The sequence below is a fragment of the Mesorhizobium sp. LNJC405B00 genome, from assembly GCF_000502615.1.
Lineage (GTDB): Bacteria > Pseudomonadota > Alphaproteobacteria > Rhizobiales > Rhizobiaceae > Mesorhizobium.
Genome location: NZ_AYWC01000002.1, coordinates 383,448 through 401,981, shown reverse-complemented (window position 1 = coordinate 401,981; position 18,534 = coordinate 383,448). Strand labels below are relative to the sequence as shown.

Below are 18,534 nucleotides of genomic sequence, written 5' to 3'. Positions count from 1 at the left end.
ACACAGCGAGTTTGACCGTGAACGACATAGCTACCGGCTTGGATACTCTCGAAAACTCCCTGCTTGCCGACGTCGCGTCGGCCGCCGATGAGGCTGCTATCGAAGCCGTGCGCGTCGCGGCTCTCGGCAAGAAGGGGTCGATCTCGGAATTGCTGAAGACACTGGGCGCGATGAGCGCCGAGGAGCGCCAGGTCAAGGGCCCCGCGATCAACGGCCTGAAGAACCGCGTCACCGAAGCGCTGACGACACGCAAGGCCGAGCTGAAGGATGTGGCGGTCACGGCGCGCCTTGCCGCCGAGACGGTCGACGTGACGCTGCCGGTGCGGCAATCGCCGGCCGAGCGCGGCCGCATCCATCCGATCAGCCAGGTCATCGACGAGATCGCGGCGATCTTCGGCGATCTCGGCTTTGCCATCGCAGAAGGTCCCGATGTCGAGAGCGACTATTACAATTTCACCGCGCTGAATTTCCCCGAAGGGCATCCGGCGCGCGAGATGCACGATACCTTCTTTTTCCAGCCGGACGAAAAGGGCGAGCGCAAGCTGTTGCGCACGCACACCTCGCCGGTACAGATCCGCACCATGGAGAAGCAGAAGCCGCCGATCCGCATCGTCATTCCCGGCAAGACCTACCGGCAGGATTCCGACGCTACCCACTCGCCGATGTTCCATCAGGTCGAGGGGCTGGTGATCGACAAATCGGCCAATGTCGCCAACATGAAGTGGGTGCTGGAAGAATTCTGCAAGGCTTTCTTCGAGGTGCCGCAGGTCAAGATGCGCTTCCGGCCGTCCTTCTTCCCGTTCACCGAGCCGAGCCTCGAGGTCGACATCCAGTGCGACCGCTCGCGGCCCGGCGAAGTGCGATTCGGCGAAGGCTCCGACTGGATGGAGATCCTCGGCTGCGGCATGGTCCACCCCAATGTGCTGCGCGCCGGCGGGCTCGATCCCGACGAATATCAGGGCTTTGCCTGGGGCATGGGCATCGACCGCATCGCCATGCTGAAATACGGCATGCCGGACCTGCGCGCCTTCTTCGACGCCGATGTGCGCTGGCTGTCGCATTACGGTTTCAGGCCGCTCGACATGCCGACGCTGTTCGGAGGTCTTTCCGCATGACGGCGCCGCACGCCGGTGGCTGCCGCTGCGGCGCGGTACGGTTCGAGGCATCAGTCGAACCGCACCATATCAGCTATTGCCATTGCGGCGATTGCCGGCGCGCCAGCGGTGCGCCGGTGTCGGCCTTTGTCGGCTTTCTGACCGAGCAGGTGGCTTTCACCGGCAAGGCACTGAAGATGTACGAGAACGGCCCGGTTACACGCTCGTTCTGCGGCATTTGCGGCTCGCCTATCGCCTATGTCGACGAGCGGCTGGAAGACCACATCTATTTCATGCTGGGCGCCATGGACATGCCGGCCTATTTCCGGCCGACGCACCATGCCTATGTGCGCGAGCAGCTGCCCTTCGTGCATATGCCCGACGACTTGCCGCGCCATTTGAAGACAAGCGTACCCAGACCCGATGGACAAGGTCCGGGCGGGTACAGACAAAACGGAACATAGTGATGAAACTCACCCTTTCCTGGCTCAAGGATCATCTCGACACCGACGCCACGCTCGACGAGATCGTCGAGAGGCTGACCTCGATCGGCCTCGAAGTCGAGCATGTCGACGACAAGGCCGGCCTGAAGCCGTTCGTCATCGCCAAGGTGCTGACGGCGGTGCAGCATCCCGACGCCGACCGGCTGCGGGTGCTGACCGTCGACACCGGCAATGGCGCAGCCCCTGTCCAGGTGGTGTGCGGTGCGCCGAATGCCCGCGCCGGCTTGATCGGCGCCTTCGCCGCGCCCGGCGCCTATGTGCCCGGTATCGACGTGACGCTGACCGTCGGCAAGATCCGGGGCGTCGAGAGCCATGGCATGATGTGTTCCGAGCGCGAGCTGGAGCTGTCGGATGAGCACAATGGCATTATCGACCTGCCGGCCGATGCGCCTGTCGGCACCAGCTTCGCGGCTTACGCGCATCTCGACGATCCGGTGATCGAGATCAATCTGACGCCGAACCGGCCGGATGCGACCAGCATTTACGGCGTCGCCCGGGACCTGGCGGCAAGCGGGCTTGGCCGGCTCAAGACCGCGCCGGTCGAAGCGGTCCTTGGCAAAGGTGAAACGCCGGTCAAGGTGACCATCGAGGCGCCGGAGCTCTGCCCCGGTTTCGCGCTGCGCCTGGTGAAAGGCGTGAAGAACGGGCCGTCGCCGAAATGGCTGCAGCAAAGGCTGATCGCCATCGGCTTGCGCCCGATCAGCGCGCTGGTCGACATCACCAACTACGTCACCTTCGACCGTGGCCGGCCGCTGCATGTGTTCGATGCCAAGAAGGTCGCCGGCAATCTCGTCGTGCGCCGCGCACGCGACGGCGAGAAGGTGCTGGCGCTTGACGGGCGCGAATACACGCTGACGCCGCAGATGTGCGTGATCGCCGACGACAATGGCGTCGAATCGATCGCCGGTGTCATGGGCGGCGAGCATTCCGGCTGCGACGAGAACACCACGGACGTGCTGATCGAATCCGCTCTTTGGGATCCGATCACCACGGCCCGCACCGGCCGTACGCTCGGCATCATCACCGATGCCCGTTACCGTTTCGAGCGTGGCGTCGACCCGGAATTCATTGTGCCCGGCGTCGAGCTGGCGACAAAGCTGGTGCTGGAGTTCTGCGGCGGAGAGCCGACCGAGACGGAGGTGGTCGGCTATGCCGGCTACAAGCCGAAGATCGTTTCCTTCCCGATCTCGGAAGTGAAGCGGCTGACCGGCATCGAGGTGCCGAAGGCGGAAAGCCTCGACATCCTGACCCGCCTCGGCTTCAAGCCGTCAGGCTCGGGCGACGTCGTCGATGTCGCTGTGCCGTCCTGGCGTCCTGACGTCGACGGCAAGGCCGACCTGGTCGAGGAAGTGATGCGCATCCACGGCGTCGACAACATCGCGCCGCAGCCGCTCGGCGCGCATGACGCGGTCAACTCCAAGATACTGACGACGCTGCAGGTTCGCACCCGCACTGCCAAGCGCTCGCTCGCCGTGCGGGGCATGCTGGAGGTTCTCACCTGGTCGTTCATCCCGGCCAAACACGCCGAACTGTTCGGCGGCGGCCAGACGGCGCTGAAGCTCGCTAATCCGATTGCAGCCGACATGTCCGATATGCGGCCCTCGTTGTTGCCCGGCCTGATCGTCGCCGCGCAGCGCAATGCCGACAAGGGCATCGGCGATGTCGCGCTGTTCGAGGTCTCCGGTACCTATGAGGGCGACGGCCCCGACCAGCAGCGGCGCGTTGCCGCCGGTGTGCGCCGCGGCACCGCCAAGCTCGACGGTTCCGGCCGCAGTTGGGCCGGCAATTCCGGTCCGGTCGGCGTGTTCGACGCCAAAGCCGACGCGATTGCAGCGCTGGAAGCCTGCGGCGCGCCGGTCGACAGGCTGCAGATCGAGCCAGGCGGTCCGGCCTGGTATCATCCCGGCCGCTCCGGCACGATCAAGCTCGGCCCGAAGACAGTGCTCGGCACCTTCGGCGAGTTCCACCCGAAGACGCTGGAGGGGTTGGACGTTTCCGGACCGATCTGCGGTTTCGAGGTCTATATCGACGCCGTGCCCGAGCCGAAGGCCAAGCCGACGAAAACCAAGCCAAAGCTGGAGCTGTCCGCCTTCCAGGCGGTGAAGCGCGACTTTGCTTTCGTCGTCGACAAGACGGTGGAGGCCGGCGCGCTGGTGCGCGCGGCGCTCGCCGCCGACAAGAAGCTGGTCACCGGCGTTTCGGTGTTCGATGTGTTCGAGGGGGCATCTCTCGGGACCGCCAAGAAGTCGATTGCCATCGAAGTATCTATCCAGCCGGTTGAAAAGACGCTCACCGACGAGGATTTCGAGGCGCTGGCCAAGCGCATCGTCGACAATGTCGGCAAGCAAACGGGCGGCATGCTGAGAACGTAGAGCGGCTAACGCCGCCCTACGTATTTCGACTTCACGCAATTCTTAGGGAAAGCGCGTCTTAGGGAAAGCGCGGCGCGCTTTCCCAGTAAAACCGCTACACACTTTTCCTGGAATTGCTTCTGAGGATTGCCGGCAGTTGCGAATCGCTCTCCAAAGGGCGATGGACCATCTGCGCTATTCCGGTCTGCCGTGCGAAGCCCAGCGCGAAGCGTTTCTCGCCATGGTGTTGGCGGATGCGCTCGTCAGCGACGCGCTGGAGCGGGCCCGCACGCTGGCGTTGCCGGACTGGCTGGTGGTGTCCGGCGCGCTCTACAACAGCGTCTGGAACCACCTGACCGGCAAGGCGCCGGGCTACGGCATCAAGGATGTCGATCTCTTCTACTTCGATGACAGCGACCTGTCCTACGAGGCCGAGGACGCGGTCATCCGTCGAGCCGCGCAGCATTTCGAGGGGCTGGCTCTGCCGGCCGAGGTGCGCAACCAGGCACGGGTGCATCTGTGGTATCCGCAGAAATTCGGCCAGCCCTGCCCGCGCTATACGAGTTCCAGCGAGTCGGTGAGCTATTTTGCTTCGAAGACGCATGCGGTCGGGGTGCGATACGATGCCGATGGGCAGCTTGAGGTCGTGGCGCCGTTCGGGCTGGATGACCTCTTCGCGTTTCGCATCACGCCCAACCGGCTGATGGATAACAGGCGCACGCATGAGGCCAAGGGGGCGAGGGCGAAGGCGTGCTGGCCGGAGATTACGGTGGTGCCGTGGTGAGACTTACCCTCCCCGTTGTGGGGAGGGTCGGCTCGCTGTCGCAGCGAGGCGGAGACAGAGAGACGGGGTGGGGGTGCGCCTCACGAGGACCCCCACCCCGATCCGCTTCGCGGATCGACCCTCCCCACAAGGGGGAGGGTAAAGGCACTCACCCATTCACCAGCGCCAACAGCTCCTCCGTATAGCGCTTGCCAACCACCTTGTCCGGCGACAGCGCATCGCCGATCGCCGCGACCTCAGCCGCGCTCAGCTCGATCCCGACCGCCGCCGTGTTCTGCTCGAGATGGCGTATCTTTCTTGCGCCGGGGATCGGCACGATGAAGTCGCCCTGGTGCAGCACCCAGGCCAGCGCCAGCTGGGCCGAGGTGACGCCTTTTTCCACCGCCAGCTTTTCCAGCGTCGCAACGACCTTGGCATTAGCGGCCATGGCGTCGGCCTGGAAACGCGGCAAGGTCCGGCGCCAGTCGTCGTCGCTGAGGGCCTCGGGCTTGGCGATGGTGCCGGTGAGCAGGCCGCGACCGAGCGGGCTGTAGGGGACGAAGCCGATGCCGAGTTCGCGGCAGACATCGAACACTTCGTCTTCGGGGTCGCGGCTCCAGAGCGAATATTCACTCTGCACGGCAGCGATCGGATGCACGGCGTGCGCCCGGCGGATGGTGGTGGCACTGACCTCCGACAGGCCCAGCGCCCGCACCTTGCCGTCGCGCACCAGTTCCGCCATGGCGCCGACCGTGTCCTCTATCGGCACGCCGGGATCGACGCGGTGCTGGTAGTAGAGGTCGATGACATCGGTATCGAGCCGTTTCAGCGAGGCTTCCGCCACTGCCTTGACGTGCTCCGGGCGGCTATCGACGCCAACCATACGTTCGAGGCCTGAGCCTTCCTCGGAAATCTTGAAGCCGAATTTGGTGGCGATCGTCACCCTGTCGCGCACCGGCTTCAACGCCTTGCCGAGAAGGATCTCGTTCTCAAAGGGACCATAGACTTCGGCGGTGTCGAAAAACGTCACGCCGATTTCGACAGCGCGGCGCAGCGTGGCGATTGCGTCCGCCTCGGCCTGACCGCCATAGGCGAAGCTCATGCCCATGCAGCCGAGGCCGACGGGGAAGACTTCGAGTTCAGTACCAAGTTTGCGGGTTTTCATGGCGCGTCTCCTTGTTGCGATGAAAGAGAGATAGCGCTTGGCTTTACGTTCGATAATTGGCTGTCATTCGCACGGGCTGTTCTATAAAATAGAGCAATGAACCGAGCGCATCTTTCTCAACTCGCTGTACTGGCAACAGTCGCCCAATGCGGCAGTTTTCGTGGCGCGGCGCGCGAACTGGCCATAGCGCCCTCGGCAGTGAGCCATGCCGTGTCCAGCCTGGAGGCGCGGCTCGGCGTGCGGCTTTTGGCGCGCAGCACCCGCAGCGTAGCGCCAACGGAAGAGGGCGCGCAGTTGCTCGAACGGCTGCGGCCGGCGCTGTCCGAGATCGATCTGGCGCTGGAAACGGCGATCGAGGCGCGCGACCGGCCGGCCGGGAACCTGCGGCTGACCGTGCCGCGCACCGCGGCCCACCTGGCATTGACGCCCAGGCTCGGCGGCTTTGCCGCGGCCTATCCTGACATCGTGCTGGAAATCGTCATCGAGGATCGCTTCACCGACGTCGTCGAAGGCGGCTTCGATGCCGGCGTGCGGCTCGGTGAGAGCCTGCAGCGCGACATGATCGCGGTGCGCATCGGACCGGACCTTCGCGGCGCCGTGGTCGGCGCGCCATCCTATTTCGCGACCATGCCAAGACCCCGCCATCCGCGCGATCTTGCCGACCACCGCTGCATCCGCTTCCGTTTTTCCAGCGGCATTCTTTACCGCTGGGAATTCGAGAAGGATGGCGAAGAGATCGAGATCGCGGCGCAAGGGCCGCTGATCCTCGACGAAGACCATCTGATCGCCCAGGCGGCGGTCGACGGCGCTGGGCTCGCCTTCGTCTTCGACGATTATGTGCGCGCGCCGCTCGCCGACGGTCGCTTGATCCGCGTGCTGGAAGACTGGTGTCCGCCCTTCGACGGTTTCTTCGTCTACTACCCCAGCCGCCGCCAGATGCGCCCGGCGCTGCGGGCGTTTGTGGATTTCTTCAAGGTCGGTGGTTAGCCACCTCCCCCTAGTGGGGAGGGTCGATCCGCGTAGCGGATCGGGGTGGGAGTCTTCGTACGGCGCTACCCCCCACCCCGTCGCTTCGCGCCGACCCTCCCCACAAGGGGGAGGGTGGAAGAAAGCCCAGCTGCCATTCGTTCACCAACCATGCCGGCATTCATCACCAACAACTCAACCCGCTACGGCTGGGCGGCGATCGTCCTCCACTGGCTGATCGGCATCCTGTTCATCGGCCAGTTCATGCTCGGCTTCATCATGGTGCGGTTGACCAGCCAGCGCACCGCCTTCGAGCTGATCCAGCTGCACAAATCCTTCGGCTTCCTGCTGCTCGGCCTCCTCATCCTGCGCATTGCCTGGCGGCTCGGCAATACGGCCCCGGCCTTGCCGGCCTCGGTCGGAGGCCTGGAGCGTCGGACGGCGCCGCTGGCGCATCTGGCGCTTTATGGCTTCCAGCTCGCGGTGCCGCTGTCCGGCTGGGCACTGGTTTCGGTGTCGATGCTGGAGATACCCAGCATGCCGTTCAACCTGTTCGTGATGCCGAACCTGCCGCTCGGCGTGTCCGATGCGGCGGAAAACTTCTGGGCGATAGCACACTGGTATCTCGCCTATGTCGGCATTGCCTTGGTCGCGCTGCATGCGCTGGCGGCGCTGCGGCATCATTTCTGGCTGCGCGACAGCGTGCTCACGCGCATGATCACGCCTTCGTCAGATCAGGACATGGAATAGCGCGCGCCGCGCATTCGTTCATTGGAGTGAGGGCGCAACACTTCGCCTGCCCCAGAAGGACAAAACCCATGTATGCGCGCATCTTCGGATTGGCGGCTGTTGCCGCTTGCCTTGCCATGCCTGTCTCCGCCGCTGTGGACCTCGGCGACGCCGCCGGCAGCTACACGGTCAACCGGGCCAGCTCCAGCATTCGCTTCTCCATCGGCAAGGTCGGTGGCGGCGGCCTCGACGGCGCCTTTGGCCGCTTCAAGGGCTCCATCCGCATCGACAACAGCGATGTCGGCCGTTCCGCGGTCAACTTCACCATCTATCCCGAAAGCGTCGGCACCGGCCAGGGCCGCATCGACGCCTTCCTGCGCTCCGATGCGGTGTTCGACGTCGCCAACAGCCCCGAAATCCAGTTCCGCTCGACCAGCGTAACCCGAACCAGCGACACCACGGCGCTGGTCAGCGGCCGGCTGACGGCGCGCGGCAAGACGTTTGCGGAAAAGTTCACTGCCGAGCTCGGCCGGCTGAAGGGTGGCGTCATTACGTTCCACGTCACCGGCAAGGTGCTGCGCTCCCGCTACGGCATGGATGTCGGCACGCCGATCTATTCGAATATCGTCGATTTCGACATGACGCTGACGGGCAAGCGAGGCTAGCAGGACCAGCGATCCGCATTGGCTTTTCCCGCAATTTCGGGCAAACCTCCTCGCCTGTAAATCGATAGGAGAAGCCTGATGTTCCGATGGGGTGTTTTGTCGACGGCCAAGATCGGCCGCGAGCAATTGTTGCCGGCAATCGTCGAGGCCGAGAATGGCGTTTTGTCCGCGATCGCCAGCCGCGACCTGTCGAAGGCCGAGGCCCTGGGCGAGCGGTTCGGCGCCAGGCATGCCTTTGGTTCGTATGAGGAGCTGCTGGCTTCGAAAGACGTCGACGGCGTCTACATCCCGCTGCCGACCTCGCAGCATGTCGAGTGGACGGCCAAGGCCATCGAAGCGGGCAAGCATGTGCTGGTGGAAAAGCCGCTGGCGCTCGACGCCAAGAATATCGCACCGCTGATCAAGCTGCGCGACCAGAAGAAGGTGCTGGTCTGCGAGGCCTTCATGGTCATCTACCACCCGCAATGGATCAAGGTGCGCGATCTCATCGCCGATGGCGCCATCGGCCGGCTGCGCCATGTGCAGGGCGCCTTCTCCTATTACAATGTCGATCCCACCAACATGCGCAACCAGCTCCATCTCGGCGGCGGCGCGCTGCCTGATATCGGCGTCTATCCGACGGTGTCGACGCGGTTTTCGAGCGGCAAGGAGCCACTCCGCGTGCAGGCGACGATCGAGCGCGACAAGAAATTCGGCACCGACATCTATTCCTCGATCCGCGCCGATTTCGGCGATTTCGAACTGTCCTTCTATCTGTCGACGCAGATGGCGGCGCGGCAGGTGATGGTGTTCCACGGCGAGAAGGGTTTCATCGAGGTGTTCTCGCCGTTCAATGCCGGGCTCTACGACCATCACCGCATCGAATTGCACAACCAGAACCATACGGAGGCGCAGGTGTTCCGCTTTCCCGGCACGCAGCAATACCGGCGCGAGGTCGAGACGTTTGCCAGGGCGGCACAGGGTGGCAAGGAGCGTGTCTTCACGCTGGAGGAGTCCGTGCTCAACCAGAAGGTCATCGACGCCATCTTCCGCGCCGGCGGCAAGGAAGGCTGGGAGGCCGTCTGATACAGCAATCTTAGCCGGTAATTTCATGGGAGAAGGGCGTCCGCATTGTGCATGCGGACGCCCTTTCCTATTGAACTGACGATCTCACGCGCCTCTGAGCGTCAGGTGCAAGGTCTCGGCGAAGCGGTCGGGATAGGGCGCAAAGCCCATGTGGTCGCCGGGGAAGGCGGCGCGCTTGCTGCCGAGCCTGTCGGCCAGCGCCTTGCCCATGCCGTCGATCGGCTGGCCGACGGACTCTTCGCCGATGCCGACCACGACCGGGCGGCCGCGCAGCGCCTCGATATCGGGACGATAGAGCGACAGCGGCATGACGCCATGCGCCAGCCAGTATTCGAAATTGCCGCTGACCCTGGCAAAGGTCTCGGCCTCCTCGGGCGACGGTTCGAACGAAGGCGGTCCGTCCTGCGGCCCGGCTTCATCCTGACCCGGCCCTTCCGACAGGCTGTTCTCGCTGAAGAATTTCTGCATCGCCGCCTCGACACCCTGGCTGCGATAGGTGTCGTGCAGGTCGCGCATGCCGGCCAGTGACGGCGACGGGTCGTCGAGCAGCATCATGCTGGGCGGCTCATGCGCCACCAGTGCACGAACCCGGCCGGGATGGCGGGCGGCGAGGTTGAGCCCGATCTGGGCGCCGCCGCTGGTGCCGAACACATAGGCCGGTCCGGCGCCAAGCGCCTCGATCAATCGCGCGGCATCGTCGCCATGGACATCGAGGTCCTGCTCTTGCGGCTCTCCGTCGAAGGTGCTGCGCGAATTGCCGCGCGGATCATAGGCGACCACCGTGTAGCGGTCGGCGAGGTGGCCCGCGACATCGGCGAAGACGCCGGCGTCCTGCGGTCCGCCGGGGATTATCAACAGTACGGGGCCGGAACCGCGCATCTCATAATAGAGGCTGGCGCCCGGTACTTTCAGCGTCGACGTTTGGGGGGTCATGTCCATCTCTCCTGTTGTTCTCATGTCAAAGTTCGGCTTTGCGCCGGGTCCGATCATTTGCTGGCGACAACCATGCGGTTGCCCTCGCTGTCGCGGAATTCGGCGACCGTGCGGCCCGGCTGCCAAGTCGCTTCCTGCGGCTCGGTGATGATTTCGACGCCGCGCGCCTTCAGGCCCGCGACCGTTGCCTCGACATCGCCATCAACGAGCACCAGCACGGGCTCAGTGCCCGGCGTGTCATCGGGGCGTTTGACGAAATGCAAATTGGTGACGGCGCCGGGAAATGTCAGCTCGATCCAGCGCCAGCCGCTGTCGCCCATCAGCTGGTCCGCCGACACCTGGCAAGCAAGATGGCCGGTGTAGAAGGCCTTGGCGCGGTCCTGGTCGAACACCGGCAATTCGGCAAACTGGATGTGCATGATGGGTCTCTCCTGCTCCTCGATGGCTGCCGCGCAGCCGTCCACGGGAAAGACGATCCGGACGATCGAAAAGATTCGCCGGGCGACGAATCTTTTCGAGGCCGCGAAACGTCTTCTCCGTGCAGAGTTGAAAAACAGGAGACGACAATGGGCTACAATCTCATCCGCTACGGCGTGAAGGACGAAAGCATCGCCGAGAACCGTATGCTGGTTGCACAGGTGTTCGAGGCACTCGACGACACGAAGCCGCAATCTGTGCGCTACCTCGTCCTGGAACTGGAGAATGGCGAGTTCATCCATCTTGTCAGCCAGGATGGCGACGGCCTGACCGGGCTCGCAGCCTTCAAGGCCTTCAGCGCCGATCATGCCGGACGCCGCTCGACGCCGCTTGCCAGATCGCCGGCAAAGATCGTCGGCAATTATCGTATGCTGGCCGGCGAGGTCGTGCCGGCTTGAATGCGAAGACCGGCATTTAGGGAACGGACAGGATGAACACAGCAAAACTCGACCGCGTTGCCCTGGAGGCGATGCTCGGCTCCTTGCGACCGAAGCTGCACCGCTACTGCGCCCGCATGGCCGGCTCGGTGATCGATGGCGAGGACATCGTCCAGGAGACACTGATCAAGGCACTGCAGGCCATCGACGGCGACGCCGCCGTCGAGCGTCCGGAGCAATGGCTGTTCCGCATAGCCCACAATGCCGCGCAGGATCATCTGCGCCGGCGCCAGCGGGAGCAGGCGCGCATGAGCGAGACCGACATGACGACGATCGAAGACCCCTCCGCAAGCGCCGATGCGAGGCTCGCCACCGCCGCCAGCCTGCGAAGCTTCATGCAGCTGGCAACAGTGCAGCGCAGCGCCGTGATCCTTGTCGACGTGCTTGGCCTCAGCCTGCACGAAACCTGCGAAGTGTCCGGCGCCACCCTGGCTGCGACCAAGGCAGCGCTCCATCGCGGGCGGTCGCAGCTGCGCCTGCTGGCGTCACAGGACGAGCAGGCGCCTGCCCCAAAGCTCGACGCCGACGACGAGCGGCGCCTGCGCCGCTATGTCGACCTGTTCAACGCGCGCGACTTCGACGCCGTGCGCGCGTTGATCGCCGAGGATATCCAGCTTGAAGTCGTCAACCGCACCCGCATGCGCGGCAAAGCGCAGGTTTCCAACTATTTCGGCAATTACGACCGTGTCCAGGATTGGGCGCTGTCGCTCGGCTTCGTCGACGGCAGGCCGGCCATCCTGATCCGCAACCCGCAAGCGGGAGATGACGCCGTGCGCGGCTTCATGCTGGTCGACTGGCAGGATGGAAAGGTCAGCCATATCCGCGATTTCCGCTACGCGCCCTATTGCCTTGCCGATGCGGACATCCGCTTCATCGACGGGTAAGCATCGGCCAGAGAGCGCAGGCTTCGTGCCTCAGGCGAAGCTTTGCAAATTGGCGTCCTGCAGCTTGGAGCCGGCGAGCAAGGTCTCGAGCACCTGCTTCTTGAGCGACAGGCACTGCGAGCGGGCAAGCTTTGCGATGGCCGAGACCTCGGCCAGCTCGCAGGCAAGCACCAACTCCTTCTGCTGGCCGATGATCGCTTGCGTGAAGTCGCGCGATTTGAAGCCGAGATGGAGGACACGCTCCGACTGGTCGAGCGTTTGGTCGAGCAGGCGAACCAGCCGCAGATTGCCGGAGAGTTCAGCCAGGGCCAGGCGAAAGGCGCGGTCGGCCGCTAGAAAGGCGACATGGCTGCGCAGCGTCTCCGGCTTCAGCACCTTCTGCGCCGCCAGCCTGATGTCGTCGAGCCCGCGTTCGGTGAGGTTTGCCGCGGCCACCCGGAACACTTCCGGTTCGATCAGGCTGCGGAGGTCGAAGATCTCGTTGACGTCGCGCAGGCTAAGCGGTGCGATGACATAGCCGCGGCGCGGCTCGCTCTTGATCAGCCCTTCCTGCGTCAGGCGGGCCAAAGCCGAGCGGATCGTCGCCTTCCTGATCTGGTAGCGGTCGCCGATCTGCTTTTCGGTCAGGCTTTCGCCGGGTTGCAGGACGCAGGCGACGATGTCGCTCTTCAGCTGCTCATAAGCTTCCTCGCTGCGCAATATGTCGGCGGTCGACGGCGCCTTGACGGCGGACGGTGACACTGATTTCGGAAGAGCCATATCTGCCTGCCCGTTTGGTCTGCCCGCGTGGTCTGCCCGCGTAGTCTGCCCGCGTAGTCTGCTTGCCGGTTTCGACCATCCGGTTGACGGGTCTGTCGGCATTCGCTAGCCTGAGCATCTCAGCTGTATTGGTTGAGCTTCCCAATGGAGATGACGACAAATGTCTCTTGCCGCCAACTCGCCTCTCTACGCCGTAACCGCCGATATCGTCAACGCAGCCAAAGGTGCTCATGCCATCGAACGGGTCAAGGCGGTGCTGCGCGAGCACACCGATCGCTTCCATGCATCAGGCGTGCTCGCGCATGAGGAAGACGACGATGAGGTGCTGCTGCATGCCAGCCCTGACTTGACCATCTACCACATCACGCTGTCGCCCGGCCTGCAGTACCCGCCGCACAACCATCTGATGGATGCGCTGATCGGCATCTACAAGGGCAGCGAGACCAACTTCATCTATCCCGTCGACGGCAGCGAGATCGATGCGCCGGAACGCCACGACATCGCGGCGCCCGCGGTGGTGCATATGAACCCGGATACGGTGCATGCGGTCGCCAACACCGGCAGCGCCCGCTCGGGCGCACTGCATGTCTATCTCGGCAATCTGACCGAGACCCACCGCCACATGTGGAGCCCGGGCAGCACCCACGCCGAGCCGTTTGACAATGAGCGGTATCTGGCTGGAGCGAGGCCTATTGGGCCCTGATCCGGGAAAGGCGGAAGAAAAGTGAGCGTGCTGCGCGGCGGCGTGAATGAGCATTCAGCGTCGCTGCGCCCAGATAACGGTCGCCGCGTACTCTCCCGTTTCAAGAACATCGCAGCGCGTTTATAGCGCAGTCAGGCTGACGACTGGGGTAATAAATGAAGAAGCCCGGAATAGGCGGCGTCCAGTTCTCCAGCACTCGGATGAGGCGGTGCTCGGCAACGTGTTCCGCGACCTGCTCTTCATATGCGAGCCCAAGACCGGCTAGCGGATCGCAGGAAATCGCAGATTCGGCAGAAATGGCGCGCCCGAAGAGATTCGAACTCCTGACCCCCAGATTCGTAGTCTGGTGCTCTATCCAGCTGAGCTACGGGCGCGCAACAGGCCATGCTTTACATAGCCCCGCTAACCGATCCTGACGACCGGCCGCGACAAGACGTGTTCCCTAGCGACTGAATTTCCGAAAAGCAAGCCAATCCGGCAAAAGTTTTGTCGCAGCTGCTTTCGACGGTGCCGATCAAGGTGTGCTGAGATTCAGCTAAGTCCGGCTTCGGCTGAATATCAAATACAGCTCAGGCCGGGCGGCGCAGGCCGCTGCGGGCCTGGTCGAGGCGGACCGGCTGGTCGGGGATGGTGACGGCGAAGGTGGTGCGTCCGCCGATCGATTCGACCAGCTCCACCGTGCCGCCATGGGCGCGGATCAGTTCGTGCGCGATGGCCAGGCCAAGGCCGGTGCCGCCGCTGCGGGCCGAGCCGCGAAACGCCGCGAACAGGTTTTCTCGAGCCTTCGCAGGCAGGCCGGGACCGGTGTCGGTGACAATGATTCGGCTTACGCTGCCTATGCGCTCGGCCGATACGGCGAGCCGGCGCACCAGCGCGCTCTCGGCGTCGGCCGCCATCGCCTGAACCGCGTTGCGACAGAGATTGGTGAGCACGCGAAACAGCTGGTCGGAATCGGCATCGACCTCGAAGGCGAGCTCGACGGCATTGACGAATTCGATGCCGTCCTCGATGTCGAGCAGGCCGTGGACATCATCGACCAGCTGGCGCAGCCGCAAGCGGCGGCGTGAGGGCGCCGGCTCCTGCGTGCGGCCATAGTGGAGCACGCCTTCGGAATAGGAGACGGCGCGGTCGAGCGCGCGCAAGAGCTTTGGCGCGAAGGCCTGCACCGTCGGGTCCTTGACCAGGCGCAAGCGGTCCGACATCAACTGCGCCGAGGCCAGGATGTTGCGCATGTCGTGGTTGATCTTGGAGACGGCGAGGCCAAGGTCGGCAAGGTGCTTCTGCTCCGACAGCATCTTTTGCAGCCGTTCCTGCATCTGCGACAGTTCGCGCTCGGCAACGCCGATCTCGTCGGCGCGGGCGGCCGGGTGGATGATGCGCCCTGGATCGTCGGGCGCCTCGGAGAAGGACAGCATCGAGCGCGTCATGGTGCGGATCGGGCCGATCATGATCAGGTCGATCGCGGCATAGACCAGCATTGCGGTGAACAACGAGATCAGCAGCGAGACGAAGGCGACGTTGCGCGAATAGCGCAGCATGGCGTTGCGCAGGGAATAGTCGGGCATGATCAGCTCGAATTCCTTGTCGCTGTCGCCGACCGGGCCGAACACCCTGAGCATGCGCTTGCCGCCGAAGAACAGCGTATCCAGCGCCCCGGTCATGCCCTTGATCATGCCGACATTGGCGATATCGATATGCTCGTCGACCTGCGGCGGCATCTCGGCCACCACCAGCAGGCGCGACACGCCGCCGTCGCGCACCGCGATCGCCTTGGCGCCGATTGCCATCAGCACGTCGTTCTGGGCGGCGCGGGAGAGCGAATTGGGCTCGCCCTGCACCAGCACGATCGACACCGCGGCAGCGGTGCTTAGCCGCTCCTTCAGCCAGGCCAGGCGGTAGCTGGCGATCCAGGGCAGGAAAATGAGGACTTCGGCCAGGAGCACGAAGACAATGGTGAGCAAGAGCAGCTTGGTCGACAGGCCGCGCGCCAAGGGCACTGAACGATTGGGCACCGAACGGCTCGCAACCGGGCGAACGGTCGCCGGGCTGGCATCGGCTGTCGCCGGGCCGCTCCCTTCATCCGCTGATGCAACTTCGCTCATTAAGGCCTGTCTTCACAAACGCTTGATCGGTTGAGATTAGGCGATTGCGGCTTTTTTGCCAATTTCATCCTTCGTTGGACGATGGTACCAGCAATAAAGATAGCCTCGAACTGGGTGTTCGCGCCGCGACGAACGGGGTGTCGCGTCGTGACGAACTGGCAGTTCGCACTGCGACGAACTGGCGTTCGCGCTGCGACGAACTCATAGTTCGCGCTGGATTGACTCCCAAAACCCTTCTTTCTATAAGCCGCTCACGCTCGGGCCATTCGTCCCGGCGCGGTTTCGATCGCGCCAATGCCGGCCCGGCAAAGCTCCTGTTACACAGTGACAGAATCAAGAAGGGCCGCACCCCGCGGTATTAAAACAAATGAAGCGTACCTACCAACCGTCCAAACTCGTCCGCAAACGCCGGCACGGTTTCCGTGCTCGCATGGCCACCAAGGGTGGTCGCGGCGTCGTCGCAGCTCGCCGCAACCGCGGCCGCAAGCGGCTCAGCGCCTGAACGGAAGACGAGATCGTTGCCCGCAACCGGCAAGCCAGTGGGACCAAACCCCAAGCGGCTTCTGAAACGTGCGGAATTCCTGGCCGTCCGCCGCGGTGAAAAGCGGCGCGGGCGGCTTTTTCTCGTTGAAGTTCTCGACCGCAAAGACGGTCTGCCGCCGCGCGTCGGCTTCACCGTCACCAAGAAGGTCGGCAATGCGGTTGTGCGCAACCGCGTCAGGCGGCGGCTGAAAGAAGCCGTGCGCACCCATGCCGCAAGTGACATGGCGCCCGGCAATGACTATGTCATTGTCGGGCGTGAAGACGTGCTCACCATTCCGTTCGGCCACTTGAAGGCCGAACTCTCCCGCCGTCTCAGCGGAACACGATAGGCCAAGGGCTTTCGATGGAAAATAACCGGAACTTCTACATCACCATCGTCTTGTCGGTGCTGATCCTCGGGCTGTGGCAATATTTCTATGTGCTGCCGCGGAGCGAACAGCAGCGCGAGGCGGCCCGCATCGAAGAGCAGCGGGCGGCGGAGCAGAAGAAGGCGGCCGAGGCCGCCAATCCCGGCGGCACGCCGGCGCCCGCGGCGCCCGGCGCCATTCCAAACGCGCACGGCACCTATGTCACGACGCCGGAAGGCCGCGCGCAGGAAGTGGCCAAGACGGCCCGCGTCAACATCGACACGCCGAGCCTGTCGGGCTCGATCAACCTCACCGGCGCCCGCCTCGACGACCTAAAGCTCAAGCACTACACCGAGACGGTCGACAAGACATCGCCGCAGATCCAGCTGCTCAATCCGCAGGCGCTGCCCACCGGCTATTATGCCGAGATCGGCTTTGTCGGCAGCGACACGACCGGCACGGTGCCGGGCCCGGAAACGGTCTGGAGCGTCGACGGCAATGCGACGCTGACGCCGGCGACGCCAGTGACGCTGACCTTCACCAACGACAAGGGCCTGACCTTCAAGCGCACGATCTCCGTCGACGGCGACTACATGTTCACCGTTTCCGATGCGGTGCAGAATTCAGGCTCGACCCCCGTCACGCTGTCCAATTACGGCCGCGTCATCCGTTTCGACAAGCCGGCCGTCGCCAGCTCCTATGTGCTGCATGAAGGCCTGATCGGCGTCACGGGAACCGAAGGCCTGCAGGAGCACAAATACGCCGACATCGAGAAGAACAAGCTCTATACGCCGAGCAAATCGACCGATGGCTGGCTTGGCATCACCGACAAATATTGGGCGGTCACCCTGGTGCCGACCGAGAAGCAGCCCTTCCAGCCGCACTATGCCTATTACGACAATGGCCGCCCGCGCTACCAGTCGGACTTCCTCACCGACCCGATCACCATTGCCGCCGGCCAGTCGGCGACGGTCGAGACCGAGATCTTCGCCGGCGCCAAGGAAGTCAACAAGATCAACGCCTACGCCCAGGATCGCCAGATCAGGCTGTTCGACCGGCTGATCGATTGGGGATGGTTCATCTGGATCACCAAGCCGATGTTCTACCTGATCGACACGCTGTACAAATTCTTCGGCAATTTCGGTCTGGCCATCCTTGCCACCACCGTCGTCGTCAAAACCCTCTTCTTCCCGCTCGCCAACAAATCCTATGCGTCGATGGCGAACATGAAGAAGGTGCAGCCCAAGATGCTCGAGATCCGCGAGAAATACGCGGACGACAAGATGAAGCAGCAACAGGCGATGATGGAGCTGTACAAGACCGAGAAGATCAATCCGCTCGCCGGCTGCTGGCCGGTGGCGCTGCAGATCCCGGTGTTCTTCTCGCTCTACAAGGTGCTCTACATCACCATCGAGATGCGGCACGCGCCGTTCTTCGGCTGGGTCCAGGATCTGGCCGCGCCCGATCCGACCTCGGTCTTCAACCTGTTCGGCCTGCTGCCCTTCGCGCCGCCGGCATTCCTGCCGCATATGGGCGCCTGGGCGGTGGTCATGGGCATCACCATGTTCCTGCAGATGCGCATGAACCCGACGCCGCCGGATCCGACGCAGGCGCAGATCTTCACCTGGATGCCGGTGATCTTCACCTTCATGATGGGCAGCTTCCCGGCCGGCCTCGTCATCTACTGGGCCTGGAACAACACGCTGTCGATCCTGCAGCAGGGCGTGATCATGAAGCGCCAGGGCGCCAAGATCGAATTGTGGGACAATCTGACGGCATTGTTCCGAAAGAAACCCTCGCCAGCTGAATAAACAGCGTGGCAATCAAAGCCCCGGCTCGTCCGGTGTTTTTTGTGGACGAGGCGCGCATCACGTTCCCGTGAGGCGCGAAACTTGCGGCGTGCAACCGGCGTGGCTGCTGCTTGTACCGCCAAGGCCGATCAACACCGATCAGCTCTAATCCGAAGACCGCTGTTTTTGATCCGTGACCCCGTCATGTCCATCGCGGGGATGCGGCGCGTGGAATGGGCATTCGCCTTTAAATATTTG

The 18,534-nt window shown here is 63.7% G+C and carries 19 protein-coding genes, 1 tRNA gene and 1 pseudogene; 14 read left to right on the top strand and 7 right to left on the bottom strand.

What is annotated here, in order from left to right:
* The first annotated feature begins 17 nt into the window (after window positions 1-17).
* The 4 genes from pheS (at window position 18) to X756_RS159585 (ending at window position 4,732) form a co-directional block, all read left to right on the top strand.
* Window positions 18-1,115: a phenylalanine--tRNA ligase subunit alpha gene (gene pheS, locus X756_RS159570; RefSeq protein ID WP_023696008.1), complete on the top strand. Its 1,098-nt coding sequence runs from the start codon at window positions 18-20 to the stop codon at window positions 1,113-1,115.
* On the top strand, window positions 1,112-1,558 hold the full coding sequence (locus tag X756_RS159575) for a GFA family protein (protein ID WP_023714491.1): 447 nt from the start codon (window positions 1,112-1,114) through the stop codon (window positions 1,556-1,558). Before pheS ends, X756_RS159575 begins: the two co-directional genes overlap by 4 nt.
* A gap of 2 nt (window positions 1,559-1,560) precedes the next feature.
* Entirely contained in the window at window positions 1,561-3,969 is a 2,409-nt protein-coding gene (pheT, locus tag X756_RS159580; protein ID WP_023703775.1) for a phenylalanine--tRNA ligase subunit beta, read from the top strand.
* A 160-nt stretch (window positions 3,970-4,129) separates the two neighbouring features.
* Window positions 4,130-4,732 (top strand): nucleotidyltransferase family protein, encoded by a 603-nt coding sequence (locus X756_RS159585; protein ID WP_023728837.1) that lies wholly within the window; start codon window positions 4,130-4,132, stop codon window positions 4,730-4,732.
* Between the two features lie 148 nt (window positions 4,733-4,880).
* Here the strand turns inward: X756_RS159585 and X756_RS159590 are convergent, their stop codons facing one another.
* Window positions 4,881-5,876 carry an aldo/keto reductase gene (locus X756_RS159590; RefSeq protein WP_023703777.1) on the bottom strand — a complete coding sequence of 332 codons (996 nt, stop codon included), beginning with the start codon at window positions 5,874-5,876 and terminating at the stop codon, window positions 4,881-4,883.
* 96 nt (window positions 5,877-5,972) lie between these two features.
* Here X756_RS159590 and X756_RS159595 point away from each other — a divergent pair, with 96 nt between their 5' ends.
* From X756_RS159595 to X756_RS159610, 4 genes are all read left to right on the top strand, one after another.
* Entirely contained in the window at window positions 5,973-6,863 is an 891-nt protein-coding gene (locus X756_RS159595; protein WP_023728836.1) for a LysR family transcriptional regulator, read from the top strand.
* Between the two features lie 150 nt (window positions 6,864-7,013).
* The gene (locus tag X756_RS159600; protein ID WP_023728835.1) at window positions 7,014-7,592 is read left to right on the top strand and encodes a cytochrome b; all 579 of its coding nucleotides are present in this window, start codon (window positions 7,014-7,016) and stop codon (window positions 7,590-7,592) included.
* Between the two features lie 68 nt (window positions 7,593-7,660).
* The gene (locus X756_RS159605; RefSeq protein ID WP_023728834.1) at window positions 7,661-8,236 is read left to right on the top strand and encodes a YceI family protein; all 576 of its coding nucleotides are present in this window, start codon (window positions 7,661-7,663) and stop codon (window positions 8,234-8,236) included.
* A gap of 78 nt (window positions 8,237-8,314) precedes the next feature.
* Window positions 8,315-9,301, top strand: coding sequence for a Gfo/Idh/MocA family oxidoreductase (locus tag X756_RS159610; protein ID WP_023728833.1), 987 nt, complete (start codon window positions 8,315-8,317; stop codon window positions 9,299-9,301).
* A gap of 84 nt (window positions 9,302-9,385) precedes the next feature.
* Here X756_RS159610 and X756_RS159615 read toward each other — a convergent pair whose 3' ends face one another.
* The gene (locus X756_RS159615) at window positions 9,386-10,234 is read right to left on the bottom strand and encodes an alpha/beta hydrolase (protein WP_245264447.1); all 849 of its coding nucleotides are present in this window, start codon (window positions 10,232-10,234) and stop codon (window positions 9,386-9,388) included.
* 53 nt (window positions 10,235-10,287) lie between these two features.
* Window positions 10,288-10,653, bottom strand: a complete 366-nt coding sequence (locus X756_RS159620) for a VOC family protein (RefSeq protein WP_023728831.1) — start codon at window positions 10,651-10,653, stop codon at window positions 10,288-10,290.
* Window positions 10,654-10,800: 147 nt separating this feature from the next.
* Between X756_RS159620 and X756_RS23540 the strand changes: the two genes are divergently transcribed.
* Both X756_RS23540 and X756_RS159625 read left to right on the top strand, forming a co-directional pair.
* A complete protein-coding gene (locus tag X756_RS23540) occupies window positions 10,801-11,109 on the top strand; it encodes a hypothetical protein (RefSeq protein WP_023681378.1) in 309 nt (102 codons plus the stop codon).
* A gap of 32 nt (window positions 11,110-11,141) precedes the next feature.
* Window positions 11,142-12,032 carry a sigma-70 family RNA polymerase sigma factor gene (locus X756_RS159625; protein ID WP_023728830.1) on the top strand — a complete coding sequence of 297 codons (891 nt, stop codon included), beginning with the start codon at window positions 11,142-11,144 and terminating at the stop codon, window positions 12,030-12,032.
* 30 nt (window positions 12,033-12,062) lie between these two features.
* Here the strand turns inward: X756_RS159625 and X756_RS159630 are convergent, their stop codons facing one another.
* Entirely contained in the window at window positions 12,063-12,791 is a 729-nt protein-coding gene (locus X756_RS159630) for a GntR family transcriptional regulator (protein WP_023728829.1), read from the bottom strand.
* Between the two features lie 160 nt (window positions 12,792-12,951).
* On the opposite strand from X756_RS159630, the gene X756_RS159635 reads away from it, so the two are divergent.
* A complete protein-coding gene (locus X756_RS159635; RefSeq protein WP_023728828.1) occupies window positions 12,952-13,494 on the top strand; it encodes an autotransporter in 543 nt (180 codons plus the stop codon).
* Between the two features lie 100 nt (window positions 13,495-13,594).
* On the opposite strand, the pseudogene X756_RS1000000169700 reads toward X756_RS159635, so the two are convergent.
* The 3 genes and pseudogenes from X756_RS1000000169700 to X756_RS159645 form a co-directional block, all read right to left on the bottom strand.
* Window positions 13,595-13,759, bottom strand: a pseudogene (locus X756_RS1000000169700) (LysR family transcriptional regulator); the annotation flags it as partial.
* 32 nt (window positions 13,760-13,791) lie between these two features.
* Window positions 13,792-13,868 (bottom strand) — tRNA-Arg (locus tag X756_RS159640).
* 195 nt (window positions 13,869-14,063) lie between these two features.
* Entirely contained in the window at window positions 14,064-15,596 is a 1,533-nt protein-coding gene (locus tag X756_RS159645; protein ID WP_023728827.1) for a HAMP domain-containing sensor histidine kinase, read from the bottom strand.
* A gap of 367 nt (window positions 15,597-15,963) precedes the next feature.
* Here X756_RS159645 and rpmH point away from each other — a divergent pair, with 367 nt between their 5' ends.
* The 3 genes from rpmH to yidC are packed head-to-tail and all read left to right on the top strand — an operon-like array spanning window position 15,964 to window position 18,297.
* Entirely contained in the window at window positions 15,964-16,098 is a 135-nt protein-coding gene (gene rpmH, locus X756_RS1000000167100) for a 50S ribosomal protein L34 (RefSeq protein WP_008833937.1), read from the top strand.
* A 16-nt stretch (window positions 16,099-16,114) separates the two neighbouring features.
* A complete protein-coding gene (gene rnpA / locus X756_RS159650; RefSeq protein ID WP_023681360.1) occupies window positions 16,115-16,468 on the top strand; it encodes a ribonuclease P protein component in 354 nt (117 codons plus the stop codon).
* A gap of 14 nt (window positions 16,469-16,482) precedes the next feature.
* Window positions 16,483-18,297: a membrane protein insertase YidC gene (gene yidC / locus X756_RS159655; RefSeq protein WP_023728826.1), complete on the top strand. Its 1,815-nt coding sequence runs from the start codon at window positions 16,483-16,485 to the stop codon at window positions 18,295-18,297.
* Window positions 18,298-18,534: the final 237 nt, after the last annotated feature.